The sequence below is a fragment of the Variovorax sp. Soil_C_17 genome (genome assembly GCF_057657265.1).
The window spans coordinates 1,353,843-1,376,691 of record NZ_JBDGIT010000002.1 but is presented as its reverse complement, the minus strand read 5'-3'; the positions used below and the strand labels follow the sequence as shown (position 1 = coordinate 1,376,691).

Here is a 22,849-nt window from a genome sequence, read left to right as displayed (position 1 = left end):
CTATCTGGCTCTTGCCTTTTCGAGCAGCGCCCTTGCCTCTTCACGGCGCCCGGCGTCGGCCACCTGCCGCCCGGGTCGCGGCGGTGCCTGGATCGCGCGCTCCAGATGGACCACGGCCTGATCCGGCTGCTTGGTCTCGAGCAGGTACTCGCCATAGAAGAAGTTGGGATCGATGCCCTTGGGGTTGAGCGAGAGTGCCTTTTGCAGGAGTTCCCTGGCCTTCGCCTTGTCGCCGAATCCGACCGGCCAGCCCGGCACCTTGTAGTAGAGAACGCCGAGGCTGTTGTAGGCCGAACCGTCGAGCACGTCGCCATTGATGCGGATGGCTTCCTCGTACAGTGCCTTGGCCTGCTTGACCAGGCCGAGCGCCCCGAGCCCGCCCTTTTCGCCTGCCCACGAGCTGACGATGATGCCTTCCCACACCAAGGGCTCGCTGCGGTCCGGATGCGCTTCGCTGACCTTGTGCGCCTTGGCGGCCAGTGCCTCGAAGCGCTTTTCGCGATCGGCAGGCGGGGTCTGGTAGCGAATGGCTTCCCAGTCCCGCTGCAATTCGGTGATGGACTCTTCCACGGCCGCGGCCCAGGCAAGGCGCGGCAGGCCGGCGAGTCCGGTGACGGCCAGCAGGGCGCTCAGGCAGCGTCGCCGAGGCAACAGGGGGGGCGAAGGATGCTCGAATCGGGTGGTCATGGCAGGTGCCTCATGAATTGACAGGGAAGGAATCGGTGCGGCTCAAGGTGTTTCCGGCTTGATCCGGGGGCTCCTGCGGCAATGCCGGCAGGCTGCGGCGGTGCTTGGCGAAGGCACCGTCCAGCAGCGTCGAAGCCATGCCGTTGATCCGGACCGCGAGTTTCTCGGGATAGCCGAGGAATCGCTCGGGGGCTTCTTCTTCGAGCATCTTGAGCATCGAGCGAGCCACGACGGCCGGGTCGTCCATCGCGCTCCCGGTGGCGCGGTTGTAGGCGTCCACTTCCCGGCTGTTGAAGGGGGTTCGCGTCGTGCGCGGGCCCACGTACTGCACCAGCACCGTGCTGTCGGCGAGCTCGCGCCGCAGGGCTTCCGCGAAGCCGCGCAGGCCGAACTTGGTCGCGCTGTAGACGCTGTAGCCCGGCAGCCCGATGCCTCCCAACGCCGAGCCTACGCAGATCACCTGGGCCCGGGGCAAGCTGCGCAGGTGGGGCAGCAAGGCCCGCGTCAGCAGCATCGGCGCCAACAGGTTCGTCTGCATGACGCAGGCCATGCTTTCCGGCGTCGCCGCCTCGAGATGCCCGAAGCTGGCAAGGCCTGCCGCATGGACGATGGTGTTGCATTCCCAGATGCGCGCGGCTTCCGCCAGCTTTGCCAGGTCCGCGGCGCTGGTGAGATCCGCGCAATGCCATTCGACACGGGGCCGATCGGCACCCGTGCTCCCCATCATCGTTCGTGACTGGGCCGCCAGCCTGGCCGGCGACCGCCCCGAAAGCATCAACGCTGCACCGGCCCGAAGGAAGGCAGCGGCGGCTGCCTCGCCGATGCCGCCATACGCGCCTGTCAACAGGATGCGTGCTTCGGTCGGTTTCACGAAGCGGCTCCCATGCCCGCCGGGCTCTGCGCCGCGCCGGTCGGTTGCGGCAATGGCAGGTCCCGGAACACGTCGCCGTAGAGCCTGAAAAAGGCGCGGGCTGCGTGGACGATGTCCGCTTGGTCCCGGGGGTCCTCGATGAGATTCATGAGCATCGCGAAATGGGCCGTGTGCTCCTGGTCCAGCGTGCCGTGCGAGCGCAAGTAGCTGAAGGCACTGTCGGGAAGGGCCAGGGACTGCTGGATCTGGTCAGCGGCCAGCAGTGCCAGCGAGACGCTGGTGCCCTCCAGCACGTGCACCATGCCGAAGAAGCCCAGTGGATTGCGCCTTGCGATCATGTCGTAGGCGTAGGCCACCATGACTTCGGCGGCATGGCCTGGCAGCCCTTCGCGAACGGCGTCGGCATCGCCGCCGCAGGCCCGGATGTCGTCGAGGATCCACAGGTCATGGCCGTGCTCCTCTTCGATGTACTCGTCGAGCGGGCCGTGCAGCCAGGCATGGCGCTCGGGAAGGGCTGCCTTGCAGGCCTTGAGCAGCGGCACCGTATGGCGCACGTGGTGGTACGCCTCGCGCAGGAAGGCGACGTAGCTGGGGAGCGAGACTTCGCCACGCAGGCAGCCCTGGATGATGGGGGCGGTCAGCAGGCCGGTGCGGGCGTCGGCGCTTTGCTTGAGCAGGACTTCATGAAAGCTCATGGGCGTTCCGGTTAGGAAGATTCAAATCGAGGAAATGCCGAGCGCATCGGCATGCGCCGCCAGGATGGCGGCGCGTTGCGGCCGGCCGTTGGGCGTCGCCATGCCGGAGGCGGCATCGAAAGGGGCACGCCCGCGCGACCAGCGATGCACGCGCGCATAGTCGGGAAGACGTGCATTCGCGGCGTTCACGGCGGCCTGCAGCTCGGCGTCGGTGGTCTCGGGTTGCAGCGGCCACAGGACCGAACTGAGCGTTGCTTGTCCGTCGCCGAGGACGACGGCCTGGGCGATGGTTGACTCGTCCCGCAGCTGGGTCTCGATCCACTCGGGCGAAACGTTGCGTCCGAAGGAGGTGATGAGGACCATCTTCTTTCGTCCGCGGACGAACACGAATCCATCCTCGTCGATGCTGCCGAGGTCGCCCGTGGGCCACCAGTCCGGCGGAGGGATCGGGTCGCCGAGGTACCCGGAGAACAGGCTGCCGGCGATCTCGATCTCCCCGTCGGCCGCGATGCGCAGCCGCGCGTGCGGCAGTGCGCGCCCGGCGCTCCCGTGGCGCTCGGCACCCGGCAGGTTGAGCGTTTGCACCGATGCGCCTTCGGACAATCCGTAGCCTTCGTAGGCCGGAACGCCGACCGAACGCGCGGCAGCCAGCAGGCGTGATCCGACCGCGGCGCCGCCGACGGCCACCATGCGCAGCGAAGCCGGGGCGCGCTCGCCGGTCGCGAGCAGATGATGGACCCAGGCTCGCAGCATTTGCGGCAGCAGGATGATGCTGTTGGGCTGGTGCCGCTGCACGACCGCACTGAAACGCGTCGCATCGAAGCGGGATGAGCCCTCGAGGCCGAGTTCCTTCAGCGGCAGGACGATGCAGGTGGCGCCGCGCGCAAGCGGCGCCATCAGGCCGGCGATGTTCTCCAGCAGCACGGGGAATGGCAGCGCACAGAGGTGGCGCCGGATGTCCAGTGGGTGCAACGCCTGCACCAGGCCGTCGGCGACGCTCTGCATGCTGTCTGCTCCGAGGCAAACCCCCTTCGGCGCACCGGTGGTGCCCGAGGTGAACGTGATCTTGGTCGTTCCCGCGGGCATCGGCGGCGCCCGGAACGGCAGCCGTACCATCACGAGCGGCTCGTCCGCGATGTCGACGTCGCTTGCAGGAGCCGATGGCCAGCGGGCCGCCAATGCTCCCAAGGTCAGCAGCGTGTCGATGCCCGCGGTGCCGAGCACGTGGGAAATCTGCTCGGCGCTGAAGAAGAGCGGCAGCGGCACGTGCACCACCTGCGCCTGCGCACAAGCGCGGTCGGCGACCACCCAGGCCGGGGTGTTGTCCATCAGCGTGGCCAGCACCCGCGTGCCCTGCGCCGCGAGTGTTTGTGCCAGCGAGCGCGCCGCTGCATCGAGGTCGGCGGCGCTCCAGCTGCGCCGCCCGTTGTCCACCGCCGTCATGCGGTGCGCTTGCCCAGTCGGCGCAGCGCTTCCGGCAGATGTCCTGCCAGCACGAGCGGCGCGTGCTCGTAGTAGTTGCCCCAATCCTTGGCGTCCGCGCCGAGCGCCGTCGGGTTGGCGTGGCCGAGTTCCAATGGTGCGACGCCGATCCGGGCGAAGAGCTGCCGCAGCTCCTGAGTCAGGGTTCCGACCACCCACTGGAAGCCTCGAGACGCCAGATGCGGCCCCAGCAGGTAAATTAGGCGGCGGCCTTCGCCGGCACGTCCAGCGGCCAGATGGCCGACCTCGACGATGTCTGCGCGCGATAGCCGCGGATTGCCATGCCGAGCGAGAACGCGCTCCACCGGCGCATCGAGATAGTGTTCCAGGAACAAGGGGCCGTGCGCGGCATCACGGTAACCGGCTGCCGCGACGAGCGTACCGGCACGGTCTTTGAGACTCACCAGCACGGGTGCGAAATGCACGACGCGAGCGCCGAAACGTCTCGCATAGACCCGCCTGATGAATTCTTCGACTTGCGCCCGACGAGGATCACCGTCGGAATGTATTTCGAAAGGGATTGACGCGGGCACGAGATCGGCGCCTGCCGACGCCACACCGATCTCCGTGCCGAACGACGAAGCCATGAACATGTTTGCTCCAATTGCCGGCCCACTGAAGTGGGCTCGAGGAGCATGTTCGCGCCGCTCGATGAACGGCGCCTTAAGCTGTTTTCAGGCAGGACCGCTGCCGTCAGCGTGCGGGCCCTCTCGGGGCCTCGCGATCCCGCATCATTTCGCCTGCCATGTCCTTCATTTCCATGCAACGCTTGGCCATGTCGGCAGAGCCGCCTCCGTGCATGCCCATGCCTTTGCCGTGGCCGCCCATTTCGCACATCATCGACATGCCGCCTTGCATGGCCTGCATGTGCTCGGCCATCAATGCCTGCCGTTCTTCGGGCGTCTTTGCATCCCTCATCTTCTGGTGCATCTCGCGCATCTTCGTCATCTGTTGCTCGTAACGAGCGGCCGAGCCGTGCCCCGCACCGGAGTGATGCATGGCGGACTGAGATGCGCAACCGCCGAGCACAACTGTTGCAGCGACAAGAAGGATGGCTTTCATATGGAACTCCTTTGCAGCAGTATGGAACCCTCGGGCGAGGGCGCATTTGATGAAGATCAAGGGATCGCGAACCACGCCGCAACGGCACACCCCATGCTCGTGACCAGCGCGGCTGCGACACGCAGCGCGTAACGGGGGCCTCCTGCGATGGCGGCGACCGTGCAGCGGGTCAGCGTGTTGGCGCCGACGGCAAGCATTGCACCGCTCACGAAGTGGCCGGCAGACAAGTTTCCCGCTGCATGAAGAGACGCCAAAGAGGCCACCGGGGAATGTGCATCTGCAAAGGCTGCGAGCGCGACACCGGCCATCAGGCCGCCGTCGCCGAAATGCCGTTGAGCACCGCCCAGCAGCAGCACTGCCAGTGCCAATGCCAAGGCGACCGCCAGAGCTTCTCGCAGGCGCAGCGCGCTGCGCCCGTCGGGAACCGCTTCGATCGCCATGGGCTGTTCGCGCGACAGAAGCGGCATCAGGCCGATGGCCGCAGCGCCGGCTGCACCGGCGATCGCGACAGGAAGCAGAGCGGCCGCGGCCGCAGGGGACAGTGCTGCGCTCATCAGGAGCGCCTGCAGCCAGGTGGCAACGCCCGAGAGCGCAGCGCCGCCGGCCAGGACGGAGGCGTGGGCCGGCCGTGCTCGTGCCTGGCTGCCGAACGAAGCCACCGTCGCGGTACTGGAGACAAAGCCCGACACGAAGCCGGCGCCGAGCGTGCCGCCGCGCACGCCCAGCCAACGCATCGCCAGCCGGCCGGCGGCCTGGATGGTCATGATCAGCAGAACCAGCGCGGCGAGCGGTCGCGGATCGATGCCGCCGAGCAGCTCCATCGGCCGCGACGGGATCAGCGGCAGAACGACCAGCCCGAGCGCGATGAGGAGAAGGCCGTCGTGCAGTTCCTGCTCGCTCAGGAGCTGGGTGGCGAAGCGATGCAGGCGATGGCGCGCTGCCAGCAGCAATGCCAGCGCGGCTGCGCTGGCCGCGGCCAGGGGCGGTGCAACGACCGACTGCACGCCGATCAGATAGGTCGCAAACAGCGCCAGCTCGGTGGTCATTCCCGGGTCAGGCGACCTGCTTCGCCAGTGCGAGATGGCTGCCAGTGCCGCGACGAGTGCCGCACCGATCGGGACCAGGCCTTCAGCGGGCAGCAGGTGTGCGAGTGCGCCGGCGAGCGCGGCAGCGGCGAAGGTGCGCAAGCCCGCTGCGGCGCGTTGTTCGCCTTGGCCCTTGCGGCGTTCGCGATCGATGCCGATCAAGATCCCGCTGCCGAGCGCCACGGCCAAGCCGACGAGCGTGTCCTGCGGGCCGTCGGCAGTCATCGACCGGCCTCTTCAGACGCCTCGGGTCGAGGCAGATGCCTCGCCGGGCGGGCTGTCCAGCGTCCTGACCACGCGTCGCACGCCTGAAGCTGCCGGCGCGGCAGGGTCGAACTCGAATCCCATCCTGCGCGCCAGCTTCAGCATTCGCGCGTTCTCCCGCAGCACGATGCCGACAAGGCGTTCGATGCCACGGCTCCCGGCATGCTCGATCAGTCGATCGAACAGCAGCGTGCCGAGGCCGGCCCCTTTGAGGTCCGAGCGCACGAGGAGGGCGAACTCGGCCTCGACGTGGTCGGGGTCGCTCACGGTGCGCGCGACCCCGAGCGTCTCGGGCATGCCTTGCGCATCGAGAGCTTCCGCGATGAAGGCCATCTCACGGTCGTAGTCGATCTGGGTGAGCCGGGCGAGTTCGCTGTGAGGCAGCTCGCGCCGCGTCTGGAAGATGCGCATGCGGATGTCCTCCGGATCGAGCATCTCGAGGAAGCGCCGGTGCTGCGGCTCGTCTTCGGGACGAATGGGTCGTACCGTGATCTTCCGGCCGTTCCAGTCCTGGGTGCGCACCCATTGCGAGGGGTAAGGAACGATCGCGAAGCGCTCGGCCCCGGCGACGGACCGGCTGGAGACGCGGATGCGTGCATCGAGCGCGATGGCGCCCGTCTCGTCCACGTAGAGCGGGTTGATGTCGAGCTCGGCCAGCTGCGGCAGGTCGGCAAGCATCTGCGACACGGCGATCAGCACGTCGTGGAGCGCGTCGACCCTGGCGGGCGGGTGGTCCCGGTAGCCGGCCAGCAGCCGCGAGACGCGGGTTCGCGAGACCAGCTCGCGCGCCAGGCTGCGGTTGAGCGGGGGCAGGGCGACGGCGCTGTCGGCCGTGACTTCGACAGCGGTGCCGCCCTGGCCGCACAAGATCACCGGCCCAAAGACGCTGTCGACGCTGGCGCCGACGATGATTTCCTGGGCATGGGGCCGGCGCACCATGGATTGCAGGGTGAACCCGTCGATCCGCGCGTCCGGCCTCGCGGTCTTCACGGCGCGCAGCATCTCGCTGACGGCCCTGTCCAGCGATGCCTGGTCGCGCAGGTCCAGCATGACACCGCCGACGTCTGACTTGTGCGTGATGTCGGGCGACACGATCTTCAGCGCGACCGGGTAGCCCACCTCGCGCGCAGCGGCGAACAGGGCTTCGGCCGATGGGGGGACCGCTCGCGTGGGAACCACGGGCACGCCATAGGCCTGGAGGACGGCCTTTGCCTCGTGCTCGCCGAGCCACTCGCGGCCTTCGGCGAGCGCCGCGTCCAGCTGGCGGCGGGCCGCGGCGACATCGGGCACCGGGTTCTCGCTGGCGCTGGGGGTCTCGAGCAGGGTCTCCTGGTTGCGCCTGTAAGTCTGGAGCATCGCGAAGGCGCGGACGGCTTCTTCCGGCGTGGGGTAATCGGGCACGCCGGCCTGCTCGAACAGCTGGCGGGCCTGGGCGACGGCGCCATCGCCCAGCCAGGCGCTCATGACACGGGGCGCGGCCGAGCGAATCAGCGGCAGGCAGGCGCGGGCGATGTCGTCGCTGCGCACGATCGCCGTAGGCGCATGGATGAACAGCACCGCACCCGCGGCCGGGTCGGCGAGCAGGGCCGAGAGCGTTGCGGTGTAGCGCTCGACCGGTGCGTCCCCGACGATGTCGACCGGATTGGCACGCGACCAGTTGGCGGGCAGCACTGCGTCGAGGCGCTCCAGCAGGGCCCCGCCCGGCTCGGCCAGCACGACGCCGGCCCGCGCGGCCGCATCGGCGGCCATCACGCCGGCGCCGCCGCCATTGGTCATGATGGTCAGGGTCTCGCTGTGGTTGCCTCGGAAGCGCGCCAGGGTCTCGGCCGCGGTGAACAGTTCCTGCAGCGTGTCGACGCGCAGCATGCCGGCGCGCCGAATGGCCGCGTCGTAGACGATGTCCGAGCCGGCCAGTGCCCCGGTGTGCGAGGCGGCGGCGCGCACGCCGTTGCCGAAGCGGCCGGCCTTCACCACGATCACCGGCTTGTTGCGCGCGGCCGCCCGCGCAGCCGACATGAACTTGCGCGGCGATTCTACCGATTCGACATACAGCAGGATGGAGCGCGTGCGCGCATCGCTGGCCAGGTGGTCGAGCAGGTCGCCGAAGTCGACATCGCAATGATCGCCCAGCGACACCAGGTGCGACAGGCCGATGCCGCGGCTTCGGGTCCAGTCGAGCACGGCGGTGACCAGCGCGCCCGACTGGGACACGAAGGCCAGTTCCCCGGGCAGGGCGTCGGTGTGGGCGAAGCTGGCATTCAGCCCGACGTGCGGGCTCAGCAAACCGATGCAGTTGGGGCCCAGGAGGCGCATCAAGTGGGGCTTGGCGGCGTCGAGCGCAGCCTGCTTCTGCGCCGGCGTCAGCCCCGCCGTCACGATGACGACGGCGCGGGTGCCGAGGGCACCGAGCTCGTCGATCAACGGCGCCACCGTGTGCGCCGGCGTGCACAGGAGGGCTAGGTCCGGCGCAGCCGGCAGTTGGCTGGCCGTGGCGAACACCGGAACGCCATCCAGGGTGCTGTGCTTGGGGTTGACGGCGTAGACGGGCCCGGCGAAACGGCCGGCGCGCAGGTTGCGCCAGACGGTGGCGCCCACGCTGCCGCTGCGGTTCGAGGCGCCGAAAACGGCGACCGAGCGCGGCGTGAGCAAGCGATCGAGGTGGCGAATGGTCACGGGTCGGTTCCTTTGAACAATGTTGCGGCTCCGCTCGAGCCTTTGACGATTCCCTGCAGCAGCATGGCTTGCAGCACCCAGTGATGGTTCTGCGCACGCAGGGCCTGGTCGATGGGCCCAGTGGATGTCCGCAGTGACCAGTGCGGGTCATCTCTTGCATCCACCAGGAATGTCGTGTCCTTCGAGGCGGGATTCTCATGGTCGTCGAAAAGCACCTCGAACCCGGTTGCGCGAGCGGCCGAGATGAACTGGCCGGCACGGGCCGTCTTCGCATCGCCGACGAACAGGATCGACGCTCCGTGCGGCGAACGGAGGTCGTGCAGCGTCATCAGGTCCGCCACGACGCGGGCCGGATGCTCTTCCTGGCACAGGCCGTGGTAGACCGGGATGCCGGACTCCTGCTCGATTCGACGCGCTTCCGGCGAGTCCAGGCCCTCGCAGTCGATGGCGTCGTACAGGCGTCCCAGCACACGTGCCAGGGCGCCGATGTCATCGCGTCCCGCCACCGGATACTGGGACCGGGTGAACCGAAGCTCGGCCAGCCGTGCGCCGAGTGCCTGAGCGGCGTTGCGCAGGGCCATGACGTTCGCACTGGGCGATGACCCGAGCAGCAGGGCGACGTTCTTGCCGCGCAGCGGCTGGCCTCCGGGCGTCGCCTGTGCATTCGTGCGCAACTGGCGAGCCGCGGCGAATGTCGCAAGAACGAGATCCGCGGCCTGCGGATCGCCAGGCGATGCGCGTAGGGGAGGAGAGGTGATGGCAGGCTTCACAACCGCGAAGGTAGGACTTGCCACGATCCGCGACTTGACGGGCATCAACAATCCGCCATCTTGCCGACCGCGATACCGACTTGACACCAAGCATTCACCCAGTGTTACCGAAGCCTCCATCGCATTGGCGCTCGTGTTGCAGTGGCTTTCTAAGCTCCCCCTATCGATCCACCAGGGGCAAAGAAATGACTGAAACGATCCGCCTTCCCAAGTCTGCGCCGTCGGGCGTCCAGCGCATCGCGGACATGCTGCGGCTGCTGCAGGACACCCTGCCGATCCAGCGACGGATCGTGCGCACCGGCGACTCGGTCTACCAGGCAGGGCAGGCATTCGGGTGCCTCTATGTCGTCAACTCGGGCTTCTTCAAGATGGTCAACCTGTCCGACGAGGGACGGGAGCAGGTGGTCGGCCTGCACTTCAAGGGCGACTGGCTGGGCCTCGACGGCATTGCGCAAGGACACTACGGCTGCGATGCGGTCGCGATGGACACCGGCGAAGTCTGGGCCATCCGCTACGACGCCCTGCTCAAGGCCGCCCTCGGCGCTCCGGCCCTGCTGACTGCACTGCACGAGGCCATGAGCCGCGAACTCGTGCGCGACCACGACTGCCTGCTCTCGCTGTGCAACCTGCCCGCCGATGCCCGCGTGGCCGGCTTCCTGCGCTACTGGACCGAGGCGCTCGCGCAGCGCGGCCTGCGCACCGACCAGATCACCCTGCACATGACCCGCGCCGAGATCGGCAACTACCTCGGCATGACCCTGGAGTCCGTCAGCCGCGGGCTGTCCCGGCTGGCGCGTTGCGACGTGATCCACTTCATCGAGAAGGGTCGGCGCGACATCCGCATCCCGAAGGTGGAGGCGCTGACCAGCTTCATCCAGCACCTCACGGCGCCGCCGATGGAGGCCGCCGCCCTTCACTGAGCCGCGTTCAGGACCTTGCGGGAAGCGCTCGCGCGGCGAAGAACTCAGCCCAGCAGATCGCGCAGGGTGCGCGCAATCACCTTGGTCGCACGCCGCAGGTCTTCCAGCACCACGCGCTCGTCGCTGCGCTTGGCATGCGACTCCAGCACGCTGCGCGGCCCGGCGCCGTAGATCACGCCGGGAATGCCGGCCTCGCCGTAGAGCCGCACGTCGGTGTAAAGCGGCGTGCCCATGGCCTTGATCGGCTCGCCGAAGACCTGGTGTCCGTGCTTCTGGATCGCCTCCACCAGCGGCTTGTTGCCCGGCAGCGGCCTCATCGAATTGGCCAGCAGCAGGCGCTTGATCTCCACGGTGATGCCCGGCAACTGCGCCGCGGCGTCGGTGATCACCCGGCGGATGGTGGCCTCGACCTCGGCCGGATGCTCTTCGGGGATCATGCGGCGGTCGAGCTTGAAGACCACCTTGCCGGGCACGACATTGGTGTTGGTGCCGCCCTCGATGCGGCCCACGTTGAGGTAGGGGTGCGTGATGCCCTCGACCTTCGACGTGACCTGCTGGTAGAGCGTGTTCTGCGCATAGAGCGCGTTGAGGACATGCACCGCGCCCTGCAGCGCGTCGACGCCGGTGGTGGGCACGGCCGCATGGGCCATCTTGCCGTGTACCGTCACCTCCATCTGCAGGCAGCCGTTGTGCGCCGTCACCACTTCGTAGCTGAAGCCGGCCGCGATCATCAGGTCGGGCTTGGTCAGGCCGTTCTTGAGCAGCCAGCCCGGGCCCAGCAGGCCGCCGAACTCCTCGTCGTAGGTGAAGTGCAGCTCGACGCTGCCCTTCGCCGGCTTCGCCACCGCCTCGAGGGCGCGCAGCGCGAAGGTGAAGGTCGCGAAGTCGCTCTTGCTCACCGCCGCGGCGCGGCCGTAGAGGCGGCCGTCCTCGATCTCGCCGCCGTAGGGATCGTGCGTCCAGCCTTCGCCCGGCGGCACCACGTCGCCGTGCGCATTCAGCGCCACCGTGGGACCGCTGGCGCCGTACTTGCGCCGCACGATCAGGTTGGTGATCGATTCGAGGCCGTAGTCCTTCACCTCCTGCGCCGGCACCGGGTGCTTCTCGGCCACGAAGCCGAAGGTCTCGAGCAGCTCGGCGGTGCGCTCGGCATGCGGCGCGTTGTTGCCGGGCGGCGTGTCGGTGGGCACGCGCACCATCTGCTGGAGGAAGCGCACCTCCTCGTCGAAGTTGGCATCGATCCAGGCGTCGAGCTTGTCGTAGTCGGTGGTCGTCGTCATGTCAGTGCGCCTTCTCGTTGGCCAGGTTGTCGAGCAGCAATTGGAAGGCTTCCACCGCCAATTGCATGTCGTTGTTGGTGCTCGATTCGAGCGGGTTGTGGCTGATGCCCGAATTGATGCCGCGCACGAAGAGCATGGCCTGCGGCATCACTTCGTGCAGCTTCATCGCGTCGTGGCCGGCGCCGCTGGGCATGCGGTAGAGCGTCACGCCCAGCGTGTCGACCGCCCGCTCCCAGCGCTGCTGCCAGGCCGGCGCGCTGGGCGCGGCCGACGCCTTCATGCTTTCCTCCAGCGTGTAGCGCACGCCGCGGCGCTCGCAGATGGCCCTGAGCTCGGCGATCACGTCGGCTGCCAGCGCGTCGCGCTGCGGGTTGTTGGGCGCGCGCATGTCCAGGCTGAACGTGCAGCGGCCCGGCACCACGTTGATCGAGCCGCTGGGCACTTCGAGCATGCCGACGGTGGCGACCGAGTCGCCGTCCTTCGCGGCGCGCCGCTCGGCGAAGAGGATCAGCTCGGCCACCGCGGCGGCGGCATCGCGGCGCCGGTTCATCGGCGTGGTGCCGGCGTGGCTGGCCATGCCGATCACCTCGCCCACGTAGCGCACGCCGCCGTTGATCGAGGTCACGATGCCCAGCGGCAGGTCGAGCTCGGTCAGCACCGGGCCCTGCTCGATGTGCACTTCGACGAAGCCCAGATACCTGGACGGGTCGCGCTGCAGCTTCGGGATGTCTTCCTCCTTCAGGCCGGCGACCGCGCGCGCCTCGCGCATGGTGATGCCGTCGGCGTCCTTCTGGTCCAGCCACTTCGGATCGAAGTGGCCGGTCAGCGCGCCCGAGCCGAGGAAGGTGGCCTTGTAGCGCTGGCCTTCCTCTTCCGCGAAGCCGACCACCTCGAAGCCGTAGGGCAGGCGCCGGTTCCGGCGCTTGAGCTCGCGGACGCAGGCGATCGGCACGAAGATGCCCAGTCGGCCGTCGTACTTGCCGCCGTTGCGCACCGTGTCGTAATGCGAGCCGGTGAGCAAGGTCTTCGCGCCGGGCGTCGCGCCGGTCCCCGGAACGAAGCCTTCGGCTTCGTAACGGCCCACCACGTTGCCGACCGCATCGATCTCGACGCTGTCGAAGCCGGCCTCGCGCATGCAGCCCGCGATCTGCTGCGCGCAGGCGCGGTGCGCCTCGGTCAGGTAGGTGACGGTGAGCTGGCCTTTCTCGGCATAGCCCGGATCGGTGTGCTGCGACAGCTGTTCCTGCCAGTCCCACACGTCGTTGCCGAGCGCGGGCGTCACGCCGAACTTGTCGTCCAGCCGGATCTCGGCGATGCGGTGGATGTTGCGCAGCGCCTCGCCGCGCTCGAAGTCCGCGGGATGGTGCAGCCGCCGCTCGAAGGTGTCGATGATCTCGCGCTTGGAAAGACCCGTGCCGCGCGGCCCGCGCACCGCCAGGATGAAGGGAAAGCCGAACTTCGCGTTGTAGTCGGCGTTGAGCTGCTGGATCTTCGCGAACTCCTCGGGTGTGCATTCGGTGAGGCCGGCCTTGCCCTGCTCGTGGGTCGACTCGGCCGTGAGCGTCTTGCTGACCATGGCCTTGCCCGCGAGCTCGGGGTGGGCGCGGATCAGGCCCAGCTGCTCCTCGTCCGTGGCCTTGGAGACCGCCTGCACCAGCGCATGCTTGAGATGCGCGAGCGAGCGGAAGGGCCGCGCCGCGGCGGCGCGCTGCGCGATCCACGGCGAGTGCTCGTAGGTGCCGTCGAGCAGGGCCGCGACCTGCTCGGGCGTGGCGGCGTTCAGTTGTTCGATGCTCAGGGCCATGTCAGGCTCCCTTCTGGTCATGGGGATGCGTCGCTTTCCAGTGACGCGCGATGTCGAGCCGGCGGCAAACCCATACGCGATCGTGCTTCGCGATGTGGTCCAGGAAGCGCTGCAGCGCCGTGATGCGGCCGGGGCGTCCGAGCAGGCGGCAATGCATGCCGATGCTCATCATCTTGGGGGCCTCGTCGCCCTCGGCATAGAGCGCGTCGAAGCTGTCCTTCATGTACTGGAAGAAGGGGTCGGCATGCGAGTAGCCCTGGGGCAGCGCGAAGCGCATGTCGTTGCAGTCGAGCGTGTAGGGCACGATGAGCTGCGGCACGACCGTGCCGTCGGTCTTCCGCACCTTCATCCAGAAGGGCAGGTCGTCGCCGTAGTAGTCGCTGTCGTACTCGAAGCCGCCGTAGTCGGCCACGAGGCGGCGGGTGCGGGGACTGTCGCGGCCGGTGTACCAGCCCAGGGCGCGCTCGCCGGTGAGCTTTTCGATCGCCTCCATGCCCAGGCGCATGTGCTCGCGCTCGGCGGCTTCGTCCATGTTCTGGTAGTGGATCCAGCGCCAGCCGTGGCAGGCGATCTCGTGGCCCAGCTCCTTGAAGGCGGCCGTGAGCTCGGGATGGCGCTCCAGCGCCATGCCGACGCCGAACACGGTGAGCGGCAGGCCGCGCTTCTCGAACTCGCGCAGGATGCGCCAGACGCCGGCACGCGAGCCGTACTCGTAGATGCCCTCCATGCTGATGTGCCGGTCCGGGAAGCTCGCCGGGTTGAACATCTCGGACAGAAATTGCTCGGAGCCCGCGTCGCCGTGCAGCACGCAGTTCTCGCCGCCTTCCTCGTAGTTGAGGACGAACTGCACCGCGATGCGCGCGCGGCCGGGCCATCGGGCATGGGGCGGGTTGCGGCCGTAGCCGGCCAGGTCGCGCGGGTAGGGCAGGGTGGTGTCGTAGATGGTGCTCATGGAAGGGCTCTCAGGCGGCCAGGGCGACCGAGATGTCGTGGGTGGGAACCTTGCGGTCGAAAACGAGGTTGGCCTCGACGTTCTGCAGGTGCTCGGTCATCAGCCGCACGGCGCGCTCCTCGTCTTTCGCGGCCAGCGCCTTCACGATGTCGGCGTGCTCGTCGTTGGAATGCTCGGCCGCCGTCGCGCTCTGGTACATCAGCGTGATGAGGGCACAGCGCGAGATCAGCTCGCCGAGGATCTGCGCCAGCACCTGGTTGCCCATCAGCTCGGCCATGCGGACATGGAAGTCGCCCAGCAGCTCGGTTCGGCCCGAGATGTCTTCCCCCGACACCGCGGCCTTCTCGAGCGCCACGTGCTCCTTGAGCGCCTTGATCTTCGCCGGCGTGACGTTGCGCACGAACTCGCGCGTCATCTCGGCTTCCAGCATGCGGCGCACGGCGAAGACCTGCTTGGCCTCGTCCACCGCGGGCGCCGCCACGAAGGCGCCGCGCGCGGGCTCCAGCCGGATCAGCTTGTTCTGCGAAAGCTGGAACAGCGCCTGCCGCACCAGGGTGCGCGAGACGCCGAAGTGATCGGCCAGCTTCTGCTCGGCCAGCTTGCTGCCCGGCTGCAGCCGGTGCTCCACGATGGCCTTGGTGAGCGCATCGACGATCGCGCGGGTGGTGGTCGAATCCATGGTTTTCATGATAGACCCAAAGCCGAGAAGTGTATACACTTTTGTCGACCGGAATTTCCCCAATGCCTTGAAGGAGCATCACCATGGGCCTCAGCACCCACGTCCTCGACACCATGCACGGCGGCCCCGCGGCGGGCATGGAGGTCACGCTTTACACCACCGACGGCACCGGCGAGGACGCCCGCGCCACGCTGGTCAGGCGCTTCACGCTGAATGCGGACGGGCGCAGCGACGGCCCGCTCTACGCCGACGGCGCGCTGAAGACGGGCACCTACCGCCTGGTGTTCGACGTGGCGGGCTATTTCAAGTCACGCGGCGTGACGCTGCCCGAGCCGAACTTCCTCAACCGCGTGACCCTGGACTTCGGCGTTGCGAACGCCGAGCAGCACTACCACGTGCCGCTGCTGGTCAGCCCGTGGAGCTACTCCACCTACCGCGGGTCCTGAAACTGCGAGAGCTGTCCTTCGGTCAGCGTATCGAGCTGGAAATGCCCGCTCTTGTCCCACAGCCAGGTGTCCGTCCACGTCAGCTTGCCGATGCGGCTGGCGGCCGGGTAGGGCGCAGCCGCCAGCACCGTGCGCTCGATCTCGGCAACCACCTCGGGCGCGTGCTTGGGCGCGCGCATCCAGTTCATGCCGGTCACGCGGCCGTTCGCGTCGAGGCTGACCGAGAGCGTGCCGATGGCATAGAGCAGCGGCGGCAGCTTGCCGGCGTAGATGCGGTTGCCGTTGCGCGCGTAGATATGGCGCGCGGCGTCCTGCTTGTACTCGCGCGCGGTGCCGGCGTTGGAGGGACGGGGGAGGGCGCCGGCGCGCTGGGCCGGCGCCGCGGTCGCATCGCTGAGCTGGCCGGGCACGGAGCCCGTCGATCCTGGAAGGCCGCCGCAGCCGACGAGGCCCAGGACGGTGGTCAACGCGGCCGCGAAGGCGCGGCGAAAGGGCGTGGCAAGCAGCGTGAAGGTCATGACGGGATTTATACCGTGGCAGCATGGCCCTGGAGCAATCGGAGGTATCGCGGATGAACGGCCTGGTCGACGAACTGCTGGCGCGCCTCGCGCGTGGCGAGGAGGGCGTGCTGGTGCGCGTCGTGCGCACGCAGGGCTCGGCGCCGCGCGAGGCCGGCACCTGGATGGCGGTGTGGGCCGAGGGCCTCACCGCCACCATCGGCGGCGGGCAGCTCGAGTACCAGGCGACCGACGAAGCGCGCGCCTGGCTCGCGGGCGGTGCGGCGATCGAAGGCGTGCGCCGCTACCCGCTCGGCCCGACGCTGGGCCAGTGCTGCGGCGGCGTCGTCTTTCTTTCGTACCAGCGCATCGCGGCGGCCGATGCGAAGGCGCTGCAGGCCGAACTGTTGGCGCACCTGGAACCGGTGGCCCTCTTCGGCGGCGGCCACGTGGGCGCGGCGCTGGCGCGGCTCCTGTCCACGCTGCCCTTCAAGGTGCGCTGGATCGACAGCCGCGACGGCGTCTTCCCCGACGCGCTGCCGGCCCAGATCGAGACCGAGCATTCCGACCCGGTGCAGGACGCCGTGGCCCAGCTGGAGCCCGGCTCGCGCGTGCTGATCATGAGCTTCAGCCATGCCGAGGACCTGGACATCGTGATCGCCTGCCTCAAGCGCCTGCGCGCGCGTGGCGACCTGCCCTACGTGGGCCTGATCGGCAGCAAGACCAAGTGGGCCACCTTCGGCCACCGGCTGGAGGCGCGCGGTTTCGAAGCGGAGGAGCTGGCGCGCATCACCTGCCCGATCGGCGTGCCCGGCATCACGGGCAAGGAGCCGGAGGTGATCGCCGTCGCGGTCGCGGCACAGCTTCTGCAAAACCTGTACGGCCGATGAGGGCGATCAGGGTTTTCCTGCAAGCCTGCGCTGCAAAAAATGCTCGAACCCATCGCCAAAAGTGTATACACTGCAGTCCACAAGCCGCAGCGGAGCGAGGCCTTTCCAGGAGCCTGCGTTCGCGGCCCTTTCTCTGCTTACAGCGCCCGCAGTGGTGAGCAGTCCAAACCAAGGTTGAGCACATGGAAAGCTACTACCTCGACTGGGCCAATCTGCTGCTGCGCTGGGTCCACGTCATCACCGCCATCGCGTGGATCGGCGCCTCCTTCTATTTCGTGATGCTGGACAACAGCCTCGAGAAGCCGCAGGACAAGGAATCCCTCGACAAGGGCGTCGGCGGCGAGCAGTGGGCGGTGCACGGCGGCGGCTTCTACAACATGCAGAAGTACGCGCTGGCGCCCAAGAAGATCCCGGACCACCTGCACTGGTCCTTCTGGGAAAGTTACTCCACCTGGATCTCCGGCTTCGCGCTGTTCACGATGTCCTACTTGTGGAACGCGAGCACCTACCTGATCGACAAGTCCAAGATGGACTGGCAGCCCGGCGCCGCCATCGGCGTGGCGCTGGCCTTCTTCGTCGTCTTCTGGATGGTGTACGACGGCATCTGCCAGATCTTCGGCCGCCGCAAGAACGGCGACACCATCGTCGGCGTGCTGGTGGCGGTTTTCATCGTCTTCGCGACCTGGCTGGCCTGCCAGTGGTTCGCGGGCCGCGCGGCCTTCCTGCTGGTGGGCGCGATGATGGCCACGACGATGAGCGCGAACGTGTTCTTCTGGATCATCCCGGGCCAGCGCAAGAGCGTGAAGGCGCTGCGCGAAGGCAAGCCGGTCGACCCGATCCACGGCCAGCGCGGCAAGCAGCGCAGCGTGCACAACACCTACTTCACGCTGCCGGTGCTGTTCGCGATGCTGAGCAACCACTACAGCTTCACCTACACGCACAAGTACAACTGGATCGTGCTGCTGCTGATCATGCTGGGCGGCGCGGCGATCCGGCAGTTCTTCGTGGTGCGGCACCGCTTCAAGCTGGGCAATGCGGGCAACCCGCTGCCCTACGCGATGGTCGGCGTGGTGGTGCTGGGCCTGTCGATCGTCTGGATGCGGCCCGAACCCGCCGCCGCACCGATGGCCAGCGCCGCCGCGTCGCAGAAGGTGGCCTTCGGCGACGTCAAGAAGGTGCTGGAGCAGCGCTGCTACATGTGCCACGGCGCCCAGGTGCAGATGAAAAACGTGCGCCTCGACACGCCCGACCAGGTGGCGGCGCATGCGCAGGGCGTCTACCAGCAGGCCGTGGTCACCAAGATCATGCCGATGAACAACTCGACCGGCATGACCGATGCCGAGCGGGCGTTGATCGCCAAGTGGTTCGAGGGCGGCGCAAAGACCAACTGAAGCCCGGGCACCGCGGCTGGCCGTGGACAATCGGGCAACGGAGACCGAAACACCCATGAACGCATCCCAGGCCCTGCCCGATCCCCACGCCGCGCCGCGCGACTTTCTCCAACAGCTCTACCGCATCGCGGTCCGGCGCGCGCTGCCGCTGGACAGCATGGGCGAGCACCTGCCCAAGCCGCCCAAGGGCCGCACGCTGGTGCTCGGCGCCGGTAAGGCCGGCGGCTCGATGGCGCAGGCCCTGGAAGCCCTGTGGCCGGCCGACGCGCCGCTCTCGGGCCTGGTGGTCACCCGCTACGGCCACATCCCGCCGCGGCCCGAGGGGCTGGCCAGGCGCATCGAGATCGTCGAGGCCGCGCATCCGGTGCCGGACGAAGCCGGCCTGAAGGCGGCCGAGCGCATTCTTGCGCTGACGCAGGGCCTCACGGCCGACGACCTGGTGCTGTGCCTCATCTCGGGCGGAGGCTCGGCGTTGCTCACGCTGCCGGCGGAGGGGCTGACGCTGGCGGACAAGCAGCGCATCAACAAGCAGCTGCTCGAATCGGGCGCGCACATCGGCGAGATGAACTGCGTGCGCAAGCACCTGTCGCGCATCAAGGGGGGCAGGCTGGCGGCAGCCTGCGGGCCGGCGAAAGTGGTGACGCTCACCATCAGCGACGTGCCCGGCGACGATCCGGCGGTGATCGCCAGCGGCCCCACCGTGCCCGACGCCACAACGTGCGCGGATGCGCTGGCCATCCTCGACCGCTACCGCATCGAGGTGCCGCCGGCCGTGCGGGCGCAGCTCGAAGGCGGCGCGCTCGAAACGCCCAAGCCCGACGACGCCGTGTTCAAGGGCCATGCGACGCACCTGATCGCCACGCCGCAGCAGTCGCTCGAAGCCGCCGCCGCGGCGGCGCGCGCGGCCGGCATCGAGGCGCACATCTTGAGCGACGAGATGGAAGGCGAGTCGCGCGAGGTCGGCAAGGTGCATGGCGCCCTGGCGCGCGCGGTCGCGCTGCGCGGTGCGCCTTTTGCGAAGCCCTGCGTGATCCTGTCGGGCGGCGAGACGACGGTCACCATCCGGCCGCGCCAGCCGGGCCAGGCCAAGGGCCGCGGAGGCCGGGCGGGCGAGTTCTGCCTCGGCCTCGCGGGTGCGCTGGCGGGACAGAAGAACGTGTGGGCCCTGGCGGCCGACACCGACGGCATCGACGGCGTGGAAGACAACGCCGGCGCCTTCGTCACGCCCGACACCCTGGCGCGCGCCGAGGCGGCCGGGCGCAAGCTGGCCGATCACCTCGATCGCAACGATGCCTACGGGTACTTCGATGCAATCGGGGACCTGTGCGTGACGGGGCCCACGCATACCAACGTCAACGACTTCCGGGCCTTGCTGGTGCTGTAGCCGCCCGGCTGGCAAGTACGAGGAGAAAGCGCGGGCCATCGGACCAGGCAGCCCTCAACGTCCCCCTCGCTTCGCCCGCCTCGCAGCCACCGGAAACAACGCCATCGCCTCCTCGCGCATCGCCTCCACCAGCCGCAGCCTGAGCGAGGCGCGCGACCAGATCAGTCCGACGCGCCGCGGCTCGAAGGGCACCGGCAACGGGATGCGCACCAGGCTCAAGCCTTCGGGCCAGGGCCTGATCCAGTCCGGCACCAGCGAGACGCCGAGCCCCCGGTCCACCATCACCGCAATGGGGCCGAGCGCGTTGAGCTCGAAGCGCTCGCGTGGCTTGATGCCTGCCTTCCGCAGGTACTGGTCGGCCAGCCGGCCGCCCCATTGCGTGCGGTCGTATCGAATGAGCGGCTGGCTCGTCAGGAGTTCGTGCGGGTCGGCGTTCGCCCATTTGGCCGGCGCCAGGACCACCAGCGGCTCCTCGCGCAACAGTTGCCAGCCCAGGGTCTTGGGCAGTGCCACGGGTGACTGCAGGACGATGGCCGCGTCGAGCTCGCCGCGCTGCACGGCCGGGTGCATGTCCACCGAGTAGCCGGGCTGGACATACACGTTCACGCCCGGATAGCGCTTCACCAGCGCAGCCAGGATGTCCGGCACCATGCCGAGCAGCGCATTGGTGCCGGCGCCCAGGCGCAGGTCGCCCGAGAGCGTCGCGTCGTTGGCGACCGTGCGCAGGTCGGTCACCTGGGTCAGCAACTCGCGTGCGCGCTCGACGATGCGGTCGCCCGACTCGGTCGGCGTGACCGTGCGGCCCATGCGCTTGACCAGGGGCGTACCCATTTCGCGCTCCAGCGCGCGCACCTGTTGGCCCACGGCTGCCGGCGTGAGGTTGAGCCGGCGTGCGGCTTCAGCCATGGAACCGTGCTCGACGACGGCCACGAAGCTCTTGAGGAAGTCGGTGTTCAAGGCGCGTCCTTTGGAAACAAAGAAAAACTATCTTCTGAAGATAGCACCAGCCAGTTCTTCCTTTTGATTTCGGCGCGCAGACTCTGCTTCGATTCTTGAGGAGAAAACAGAATGCGCAGCAAGCTTTTCATCCCCGGCTCGCGTCCGGAGCTCTTTGCCAAGGCCTTGTCGGGCGCCGCCGCGGCGTTGTCCTTCGACCTCGAGGATGCGGTGGTCGAAGAGCGCAAGGCCGAGGCGCGCAGCCAGGTGAGCGAACTCCTGCGCTCGCCTGCGGCTCAGGCCTCGGGCAAGACGCTGATCGTGCGGGTCAACGCAATCGACACCGCGCATTTCGAAGCCGACGTGGCCGCTGTCGCGTGCGATGGCCTGCACCTGTTGAACCTGCCCAAGGCCGAGTCGGTCGAGCAGGTCCGGGCCGCGGTGGCTGCGCTCGAGGCGGCCGAGCGCGCCAACGGCGTGACCCGGCCCGCGCGGCTGATGCTCAACGTGGAGTCGCCGCGTGGCCTGCAGGAGGCCGCTGCCATGGCGCAGGCGCACTCGCGCGTGGCCGGCCTGCAGCTGGGCCTGGGCGATTTTTTCGAGCCGCTGGGCATCATGCGCCGTGACGCGGCCAATGTGCATGCCGCGATGTTCGCGATGCGCATGGCGGCGGCACAGGCGGGCGTCTTCGCCTACGACGGGGCCTTCGCCGACGTGCACGACGCGCAGGGTTATGTGGCCGAGGCCAGGATGGCGCGCCGGCTCGGCTATATCGGCAAGAGCTGCATTCATCCGAGCCAGGTCACGCTGGCGCACCAGGTGTTTCGCCCGTCGCAGACGGAAATCGAGCGCTCGCAGCGCATCGTGGAGGCGGCGCGCCACGCGCAAACCCGCGGCGTCGGAGCCTACCTGGTGGACGGGCAGATGGTGGACGGCCCCTTCGTGCGCGGTGCCGAGCGCGTGCTCGCGCATGCACGGCGGCTCGGCTTGCTGGCCGAGCGTGGCGCATCGGCCGATGTGCCCATGCCGAACGCGAAGCGGACACTGGAGACGGCATGACCATGCCTGGCCCCATGCCGGGCCTCTCGCGCACTATCTCCATGCGCCGGCGCTGCATGGCGGGAGCACTGGCAACGCTGCTCGGCGCCGTGCCCTTCGGCGCGGTTGCGTTGGCGCAGGAGGCTTGGCCGTCGCGCCCGATCACCGTGGTCGTGCCTTATCCGGCCGGCGGCTCGAACGATGTTTTCGCGCGCGCCGTGGGAAGGCGCCTGTCGGAAGTGCTCGGCCAGCCGGTGCTGATCGACAACAAGCCCGGCGCGGGCGGCACGCTGGGCACCGGCATCGTGGCCAAGGCGCCGGCCGACGGCTACACGCTGGCCGCCGTGTCCTCCAGTTTCGTCACGAACGCCGCGGTACAGCCGCGCCTGCCCTTCGACCCCGTCGAGAGCTTCGCCCCGGTCGCGATGATGGCAAAGGGGCCCTTCATCGTCGCGGTGCGCTCCGACCTGCCCGCGAACACGCCCGCACAGCTGCTGGCGCTGGCCAGGCAGCAGCCCGGCAAGCTCAACTACGCCTCCTCCGGCCCGGGCAGCACCAACCAGTTCGCGACGGAGCTGCTGAAGGCCAGCGCGGGCGTGTTCATCACCCACATTCCCTACCGCGGCATGGCGCCCGCAACCACCGATCTCATGAGCGGCAGCGTCGACCTGCTCATCGCGAGCGGCTCCTCGCTGCGGCCGGCGCTGCGCTCCGGCAAGGCGCGGGCGATCGCCATCACGAGCGCCAGGCCTTCGGCCACCGCGCCCGAGCTGGTGCCGATGGCCGACGTCATTCCGGGCTACAGCTTCGACGTCTGGTGGGGGATGCTGGCGCCGGCCGGCACGCCGCCCGGGGTGGTGCAGCGCCTGAACAGCGAAATCAACAGGATCGTCGGCGGACCGGAGATGAAGGCCTTTCTGCTGCGCGAGGGTGCCGAGCCCGCGGGCCTGACGCCGGCGCAGTTCGCCGCACAGATCCAGCGCGAAATCCCGTACTGGCAGAAGGTGGCCAAGGACACGGGCATCTCGCCGGAATGAGGCGCG

At 68.6% G+C, this 22,849-nt stretch carries 22 protein-coding genes; 7 read left to right on the top strand and 15 right to left on the bottom strand.

The window, feature by feature from the left end; all coding sequences use genetic code 11:
* From AC3A6Y_RS15070 to AC3A6Y_RS15030, 9 genes are all read right to left on the bottom strand, one after another.
* Window positions 1–687 (bottom strand): tetratricopeptide repeat protein, encoded by a 687-nt coding sequence (locus AC3A6Y_RS15070; RefSeq protein WP_487869023.1) that lies wholly within the window; start codon window positions 685–687, stop codon window positions 1–3.
* Window positions 688–697: 10 nt separating this feature from the next.
* Window positions 698–1,558, bottom strand: a complete 861-nt coding sequence (locus tag AC3A6Y_RS15065) for an SDR family oxidoreductase (protein WP_487869022.1) — start codon at window positions 1,556–1,558, stop codon at window positions 698–700.
* Entirely contained in the window at window positions 1,555–2,253 is a 699-nt protein-coding gene (locus AC3A6Y_RS15060) for an iron-containing redox enzyme family protein (RefSeq protein ID WP_487869021.1), read from the bottom strand. Before AC3A6Y_RS15060 ends, AC3A6Y_RS15065 begins: the two co-directional genes overlap by 4 nt.
* 21 nt (window positions 2,254–2,274) lie before the next feature.
* Window positions 2,275–3,696 (bottom strand): AMP-binding protein, encoded by a 1,422-nt coding sequence (locus tag AC3A6Y_RS15055; protein ID WP_487869020.1) that lies wholly within the window; start codon window positions 3,694–3,696, stop codon window positions 2,275–2,277.
* Window positions 3,693–4,328 (bottom strand): thermostable hemolysin, encoded by a 636-nt coding sequence (locus tag AC3A6Y_RS15050; protein ID WP_487869019.1) that lies wholly within the window; start codon window positions 4,326–4,328, stop codon window positions 3,693–3,695. The genes AC3A6Y_RS15055 and AC3A6Y_RS15050 overlap by 4 nt, the downstream gene beginning before the upstream one ends.
* A 100-nt stretch (window positions 4,329–4,428) precedes the next feature.
* Window positions 4,429–4,797 carry a hypothetical protein gene (locus AC3A6Y_RS15045; protein WP_487869018.1) on the bottom strand — a complete coding sequence of 123 codons (369 nt, stop codon included), beginning with the start codon at window positions 4,795–4,797 and terminating at the stop codon, window positions 4,429–4,431.
* A 56-nt stretch (window positions 4,798–4,853) separates the two neighbouring features.
* Entirely contained in the window at window positions 4,854–6,107 is a 1,254-nt protein-coding gene (locus AC3A6Y_RS15040; protein ID WP_487869017.1) for an MgtC/SapB family protein, read from the bottom strand.
* Between the two features lie 12 nt (window positions 6,108–6,119).
* The gene (locus tag AC3A6Y_RS15035; protein WP_487869016.1) at window positions 6,120–8,819 is read right to left on the bottom strand and encodes a bifunctional acetate--CoA ligase family protein/GNAT family N-acetyltransferase; all 2,700 of its coding nucleotides are present in this window, start codon (window positions 8,817–8,819) and stop codon (window positions 6,120–6,122) included.
* Window positions 8,816–9,634 (bottom strand): Rossmann-fold NAD(P)-binding domain-containing protein, encoded by an 819-nt coding sequence (locus AC3A6Y_RS15030; protein ID WP_487869015.1) that lies wholly within the window; start codon window positions 9,632–9,634, stop codon window positions 8,816–8,818. The genes AC3A6Y_RS15035 and AC3A6Y_RS15030 overlap by 4 nt, the downstream gene beginning before the upstream one ends.
* A gap of 140 nt (window positions 9,635–9,774) precedes the next feature.
* Here AC3A6Y_RS15030 and AC3A6Y_RS15025 point away from each other — a divergent pair, with 140 nt between their 5' ends.
* A complete protein-coding gene (locus AC3A6Y_RS15025; RefSeq protein WP_487869014.1) occupies window positions 9,775–10,509 on the top strand; it encodes a Crp/Fnr family transcriptional regulator in 735 nt (244 codons plus the stop codon).
* Between the two features lie 44 nt (window positions 10,510–10,553).
* Here AC3A6Y_RS15025 and AC3A6Y_RS15020 read toward each other — a convergent pair whose 3' ends face one another.
* From AC3A6Y_RS15020 to AC3A6Y_RS15005, 4 genes are read right to left on the bottom strand one after another with little or no spacing between them, the layout of a single operon-like run.
* Window positions 10,554–11,789, bottom strand: coding sequence for a M20 family metallopeptidase (locus tag AC3A6Y_RS15020; RefSeq protein WP_487869013.1), 1,236 nt, complete (start codon window positions 11,787–11,789; stop codon window positions 10,554–10,556).
* 1 nt (window position 11,790) lies between these two features.
* Window positions 11,791–13,593, bottom strand: coding sequence for a 2-oxo-4-hydroxy-4-carboxy-5-ureidoimidazoline decarboxylase (gene uraD / locus AC3A6Y_RS15015; protein ID WP_487869012.1), 1,803 nt, complete (start codon window positions 13,591–13,593; stop codon window positions 11,791–11,793).
* Window position 13,594: 1 nt separating this feature from the next.
* Complete coding sequence (gene puuE / locus AC3A6Y_RS15010; RefSeq protein WP_487869011.1) at window positions 13,595–14,545, bottom strand: allantoinase PuuE; 951 nt, start codon at window positions 14,543–14,545, stop codon at window positions 13,595–13,597.
* Between the two features lie 10 nt (window positions 14,546–14,555).
* Window positions 14,556–15,233, bottom strand: a complete 678-nt coding sequence (locus AC3A6Y_RS15005; protein WP_487869010.1) for a GntR family transcriptional regulator — start codon at window positions 15,231–15,233, stop codon at window positions 14,556–14,558.
* A 74-nt stretch (window positions 15,234–15,307) separates the two neighbouring features.
* Between AC3A6Y_RS15005 and uraH the strand changes: the two genes are divergently transcribed.
* Entirely contained in the window at window positions 15,308–15,670 is a 363-nt protein-coding gene (gene uraH, locus AC3A6Y_RS15000) for a hydroxyisourate hydrolase (RefSeq protein WP_487869009.1), read from the top strand.
* Here uraH and AC3A6Y_RS14995 read toward each other — a convergent pair.
* Window positions 15,655–16,188: a hypothetical protein gene (locus tag AC3A6Y_RS14995; RefSeq protein WP_487869008.1), complete on the bottom strand. Its 534-nt coding sequence runs from the start codon at window positions 16,186–16,188 to the stop codon at window positions 15,655–15,657. The genes uraH and AC3A6Y_RS14995 overlap by 16 nt on opposite strands.
* Before the next feature lie 53 nt (window positions 16,189–16,241).
* On the opposite strand from AC3A6Y_RS14995, the gene xdhC reads away from it, so the two are divergent.
* The 3 genes from xdhC (at window position 16,242) to AC3A6Y_RS14980 (ending at window position 19,832) form a co-directional block, all read left to right on the top strand.
* On the top strand, window positions 16,242–17,057 hold the full coding sequence (xdhC, locus tag AC3A6Y_RS14990; RefSeq protein WP_487869060.1) for a xanthine dehydrogenase accessory protein XdhC: 816 nt from the start codon (window positions 16,242–16,244) through the stop codon (window positions 17,055–17,057).
* 182 nt (window positions 17,058–17,239) lie between these two features.
* Window positions 17,240–18,448: a urate hydroxylase PuuD gene (locus AC3A6Y_RS14985; RefSeq protein WP_487869007.1), complete on the top strand. Its 1,209-nt coding sequence runs from the start codon at window positions 17,240–17,242 to the stop codon at window positions 18,446–18,448.
* A 55-nt stretch (window positions 18,449–18,503) separates the two neighbouring features.
* Entirely contained in the window at window positions 18,504–19,832 is a 1,329-nt protein-coding gene (locus AC3A6Y_RS14980; RefSeq protein WP_487869006.1) for a glycerate kinase type-2 family protein, read from the top strand.
* Between the two features lie 54 nt (window positions 19,833–19,886).
* Here AC3A6Y_RS14980 and AC3A6Y_RS14975 read toward each other — a convergent pair whose 3' ends face one another.
* Window positions 19,887–20,789 (bottom strand): LysR family transcriptional regulator, encoded by a 903-nt coding sequence (locus AC3A6Y_RS14975; protein WP_487869005.1) that lies wholly within the window; start codon window positions 20,787–20,789, stop codon window positions 19,887–19,889.
* Between the two features lie 111 nt (window positions 20,790–20,900).
* On the opposite strand from AC3A6Y_RS14975, the gene AC3A6Y_RS14970 reads away from it, so the two are divergent.
* The gene (locus AC3A6Y_RS14970) at window positions 20,901–21,827 is read left to right on the top strand and encodes an HpcH/HpaI aldolase/citrate lyase family protein (RefSeq protein ID WP_487869004.1); all 927 of its coding nucleotides are present in this window, start codon (window positions 20,901–20,903) and stop codon (window positions 21,825–21,827) included.
* The gene (locus AC3A6Y_RS14965; protein ID WP_487869003.1) at window positions 21,824–22,843 is read left to right on the top strand and encodes a tripartite tricarboxylate transporter substrate binding protein; all 1,020 of its coding nucleotides are present in this window, start codon (window positions 21,824–21,826) and stop codon (window positions 22,841–22,843) included. The genes AC3A6Y_RS14970 and AC3A6Y_RS14965 overlap by 4 nt, the downstream gene beginning before the upstream one ends.
* Window positions 22,844–22,849: the final 6 nt, after the last annotated feature.

What these genes read in the sequence shown, in the direction of transcription:
- AC3A6Y_RS15070 (WP_487869023.1), bottom strand. Translation starts at nt 687, where the DNA reads ATGACCACCCGATTCGAGCATCCTTCGCCCCCCCTGTTGCCTCGGCGA.
- AC3A6Y_RS15060 (WP_487869021.1), bottom strand. Translation starts at nt 2,253, where the DNA reads ATGAGCTTTCATGAAGTCCTGCTCAAGCAAAGCGCCGACGCCCGCACC.
- AC3A6Y_RS15055 (WP_487869020.1), bottom strand. Translation starts at nt 3,696, where the DNA reads ATGACGGCGGTGGACAACGGGCGGCGCAGCTGGAGCGCCGCCGACCTC.
- AC3A6Y_RS15050 (WP_487869019.1), bottom strand. Translation starts at nt 4,328, where the DNA reads ATGTTCATGGCTTCGTCGTTCGGCACGGAGATCGGTGTGGCGTCGGCA.
- AC3A6Y_RS15045 (WP_487869018.1), bottom strand. Translation starts at nt 4,797, where the DNA reads ATGAAAGCCATCCTTCTTGTCGCTGCAACAGTTGTGCTCGGCGGTTGC.
- AC3A6Y_RS15040 (WP_487869017.1), bottom strand. Translation starts at nt 6,107, where the DNA reads ATGACTGCCGACGGCCCGCAGGACACGCTCGTCGGCTTGGCCGTGGCG.
- AC3A6Y_RS15030 (WP_487869015.1), bottom strand. Translation starts at nt 9,634, where the DNA reads ATGCCCGTCAAGTCGCGGATCGTGGCAAGTCCTACCTTCGCGGTTGTG.
- AC3A6Y_RS15025 (WP_487869014.1), top strand. Translation starts at nt 9,775, where the DNA reads ATGACTGAAACGATCCGCCTTCCCAAGTCTGCGCCGTCGGGCGTCCAG.
- AC3A6Y_RS15020 (WP_487869013.1), bottom strand. Translation starts at nt 11,789, where the DNA reads ATGACGACGACCACCGACTACGACAAGCTCGACGCCTGGATCGATGCC.
- uraD (WP_487869012.1), bottom strand. Translation starts at nt 13,593, where the DNA reads ATGGCCCTGAGCATCGAACAACTGAACGCCGCCACGCCCGAGCAGGTC.
- puuE (WP_487869011.1), bottom strand. Translation starts at nt 14,545, where the DNA reads ATGAGCACCATCTACGACACCACCCTGCCCTACCCGCGCGACCTGGCC.
- AC3A6Y_RS15005 (WP_487869010.1), bottom strand. Translation starts at nt 15,233, where the DNA reads ATGAAAACCATGGATTCGACCACCACCCGCGCGATCGTCGATGCGCTC.
- uraH (WP_487869009.1), top strand. Translation starts at nt 15,308, where the DNA reads ATGGGCCTCAGCACCCACGTCCTCGACACCATGCACGGCGGCCCCGCG.
- AC3A6Y_RS14995 (WP_487869008.1), bottom strand. Translation starts at nt 16,188, where the DNA reads ATGACCTTCACGCTGCTTGCCACGCCCTTTCGCCGCGCCTTCGCGGCC.
- xdhC (WP_487869060.1), top strand. Translation starts at nt 16,242, where the DNA reads ATGAACGGCCTGGTCGACGAACTGCTGGCGCGCCTCGCGCGTGGCGAG.
- AC3A6Y_RS14985 (WP_487869007.1), top strand. Translation starts at nt 17,240, where the DNA reads ATGGAAAGCTACTACCTCGACTGGGCCAATCTGCTGCTGCGCTGGGTC.
- AC3A6Y_RS14980 (WP_487869006.1), top strand. Translation starts at nt 18,504, where the DNA reads ATGAACGCATCCCAGGCCCTGCCCGATCCCCACGCCGCGCCGCGCGAC.
- AC3A6Y_RS14970 (WP_487869004.1), top strand. Translation starts at nt 20,901, where the DNA reads ATGCGCAGCAAGCTTTTCATCCCCGGCTCGCGTCCGGAGCTCTTTGCC.
- AC3A6Y_RS14965 (WP_487869003.1), top strand. Translation starts at nt 21,824, where the DNA reads ATGACCATGCCTGGCCCCATGCCGGGCCTCTCGCGCACTATCTCCATG.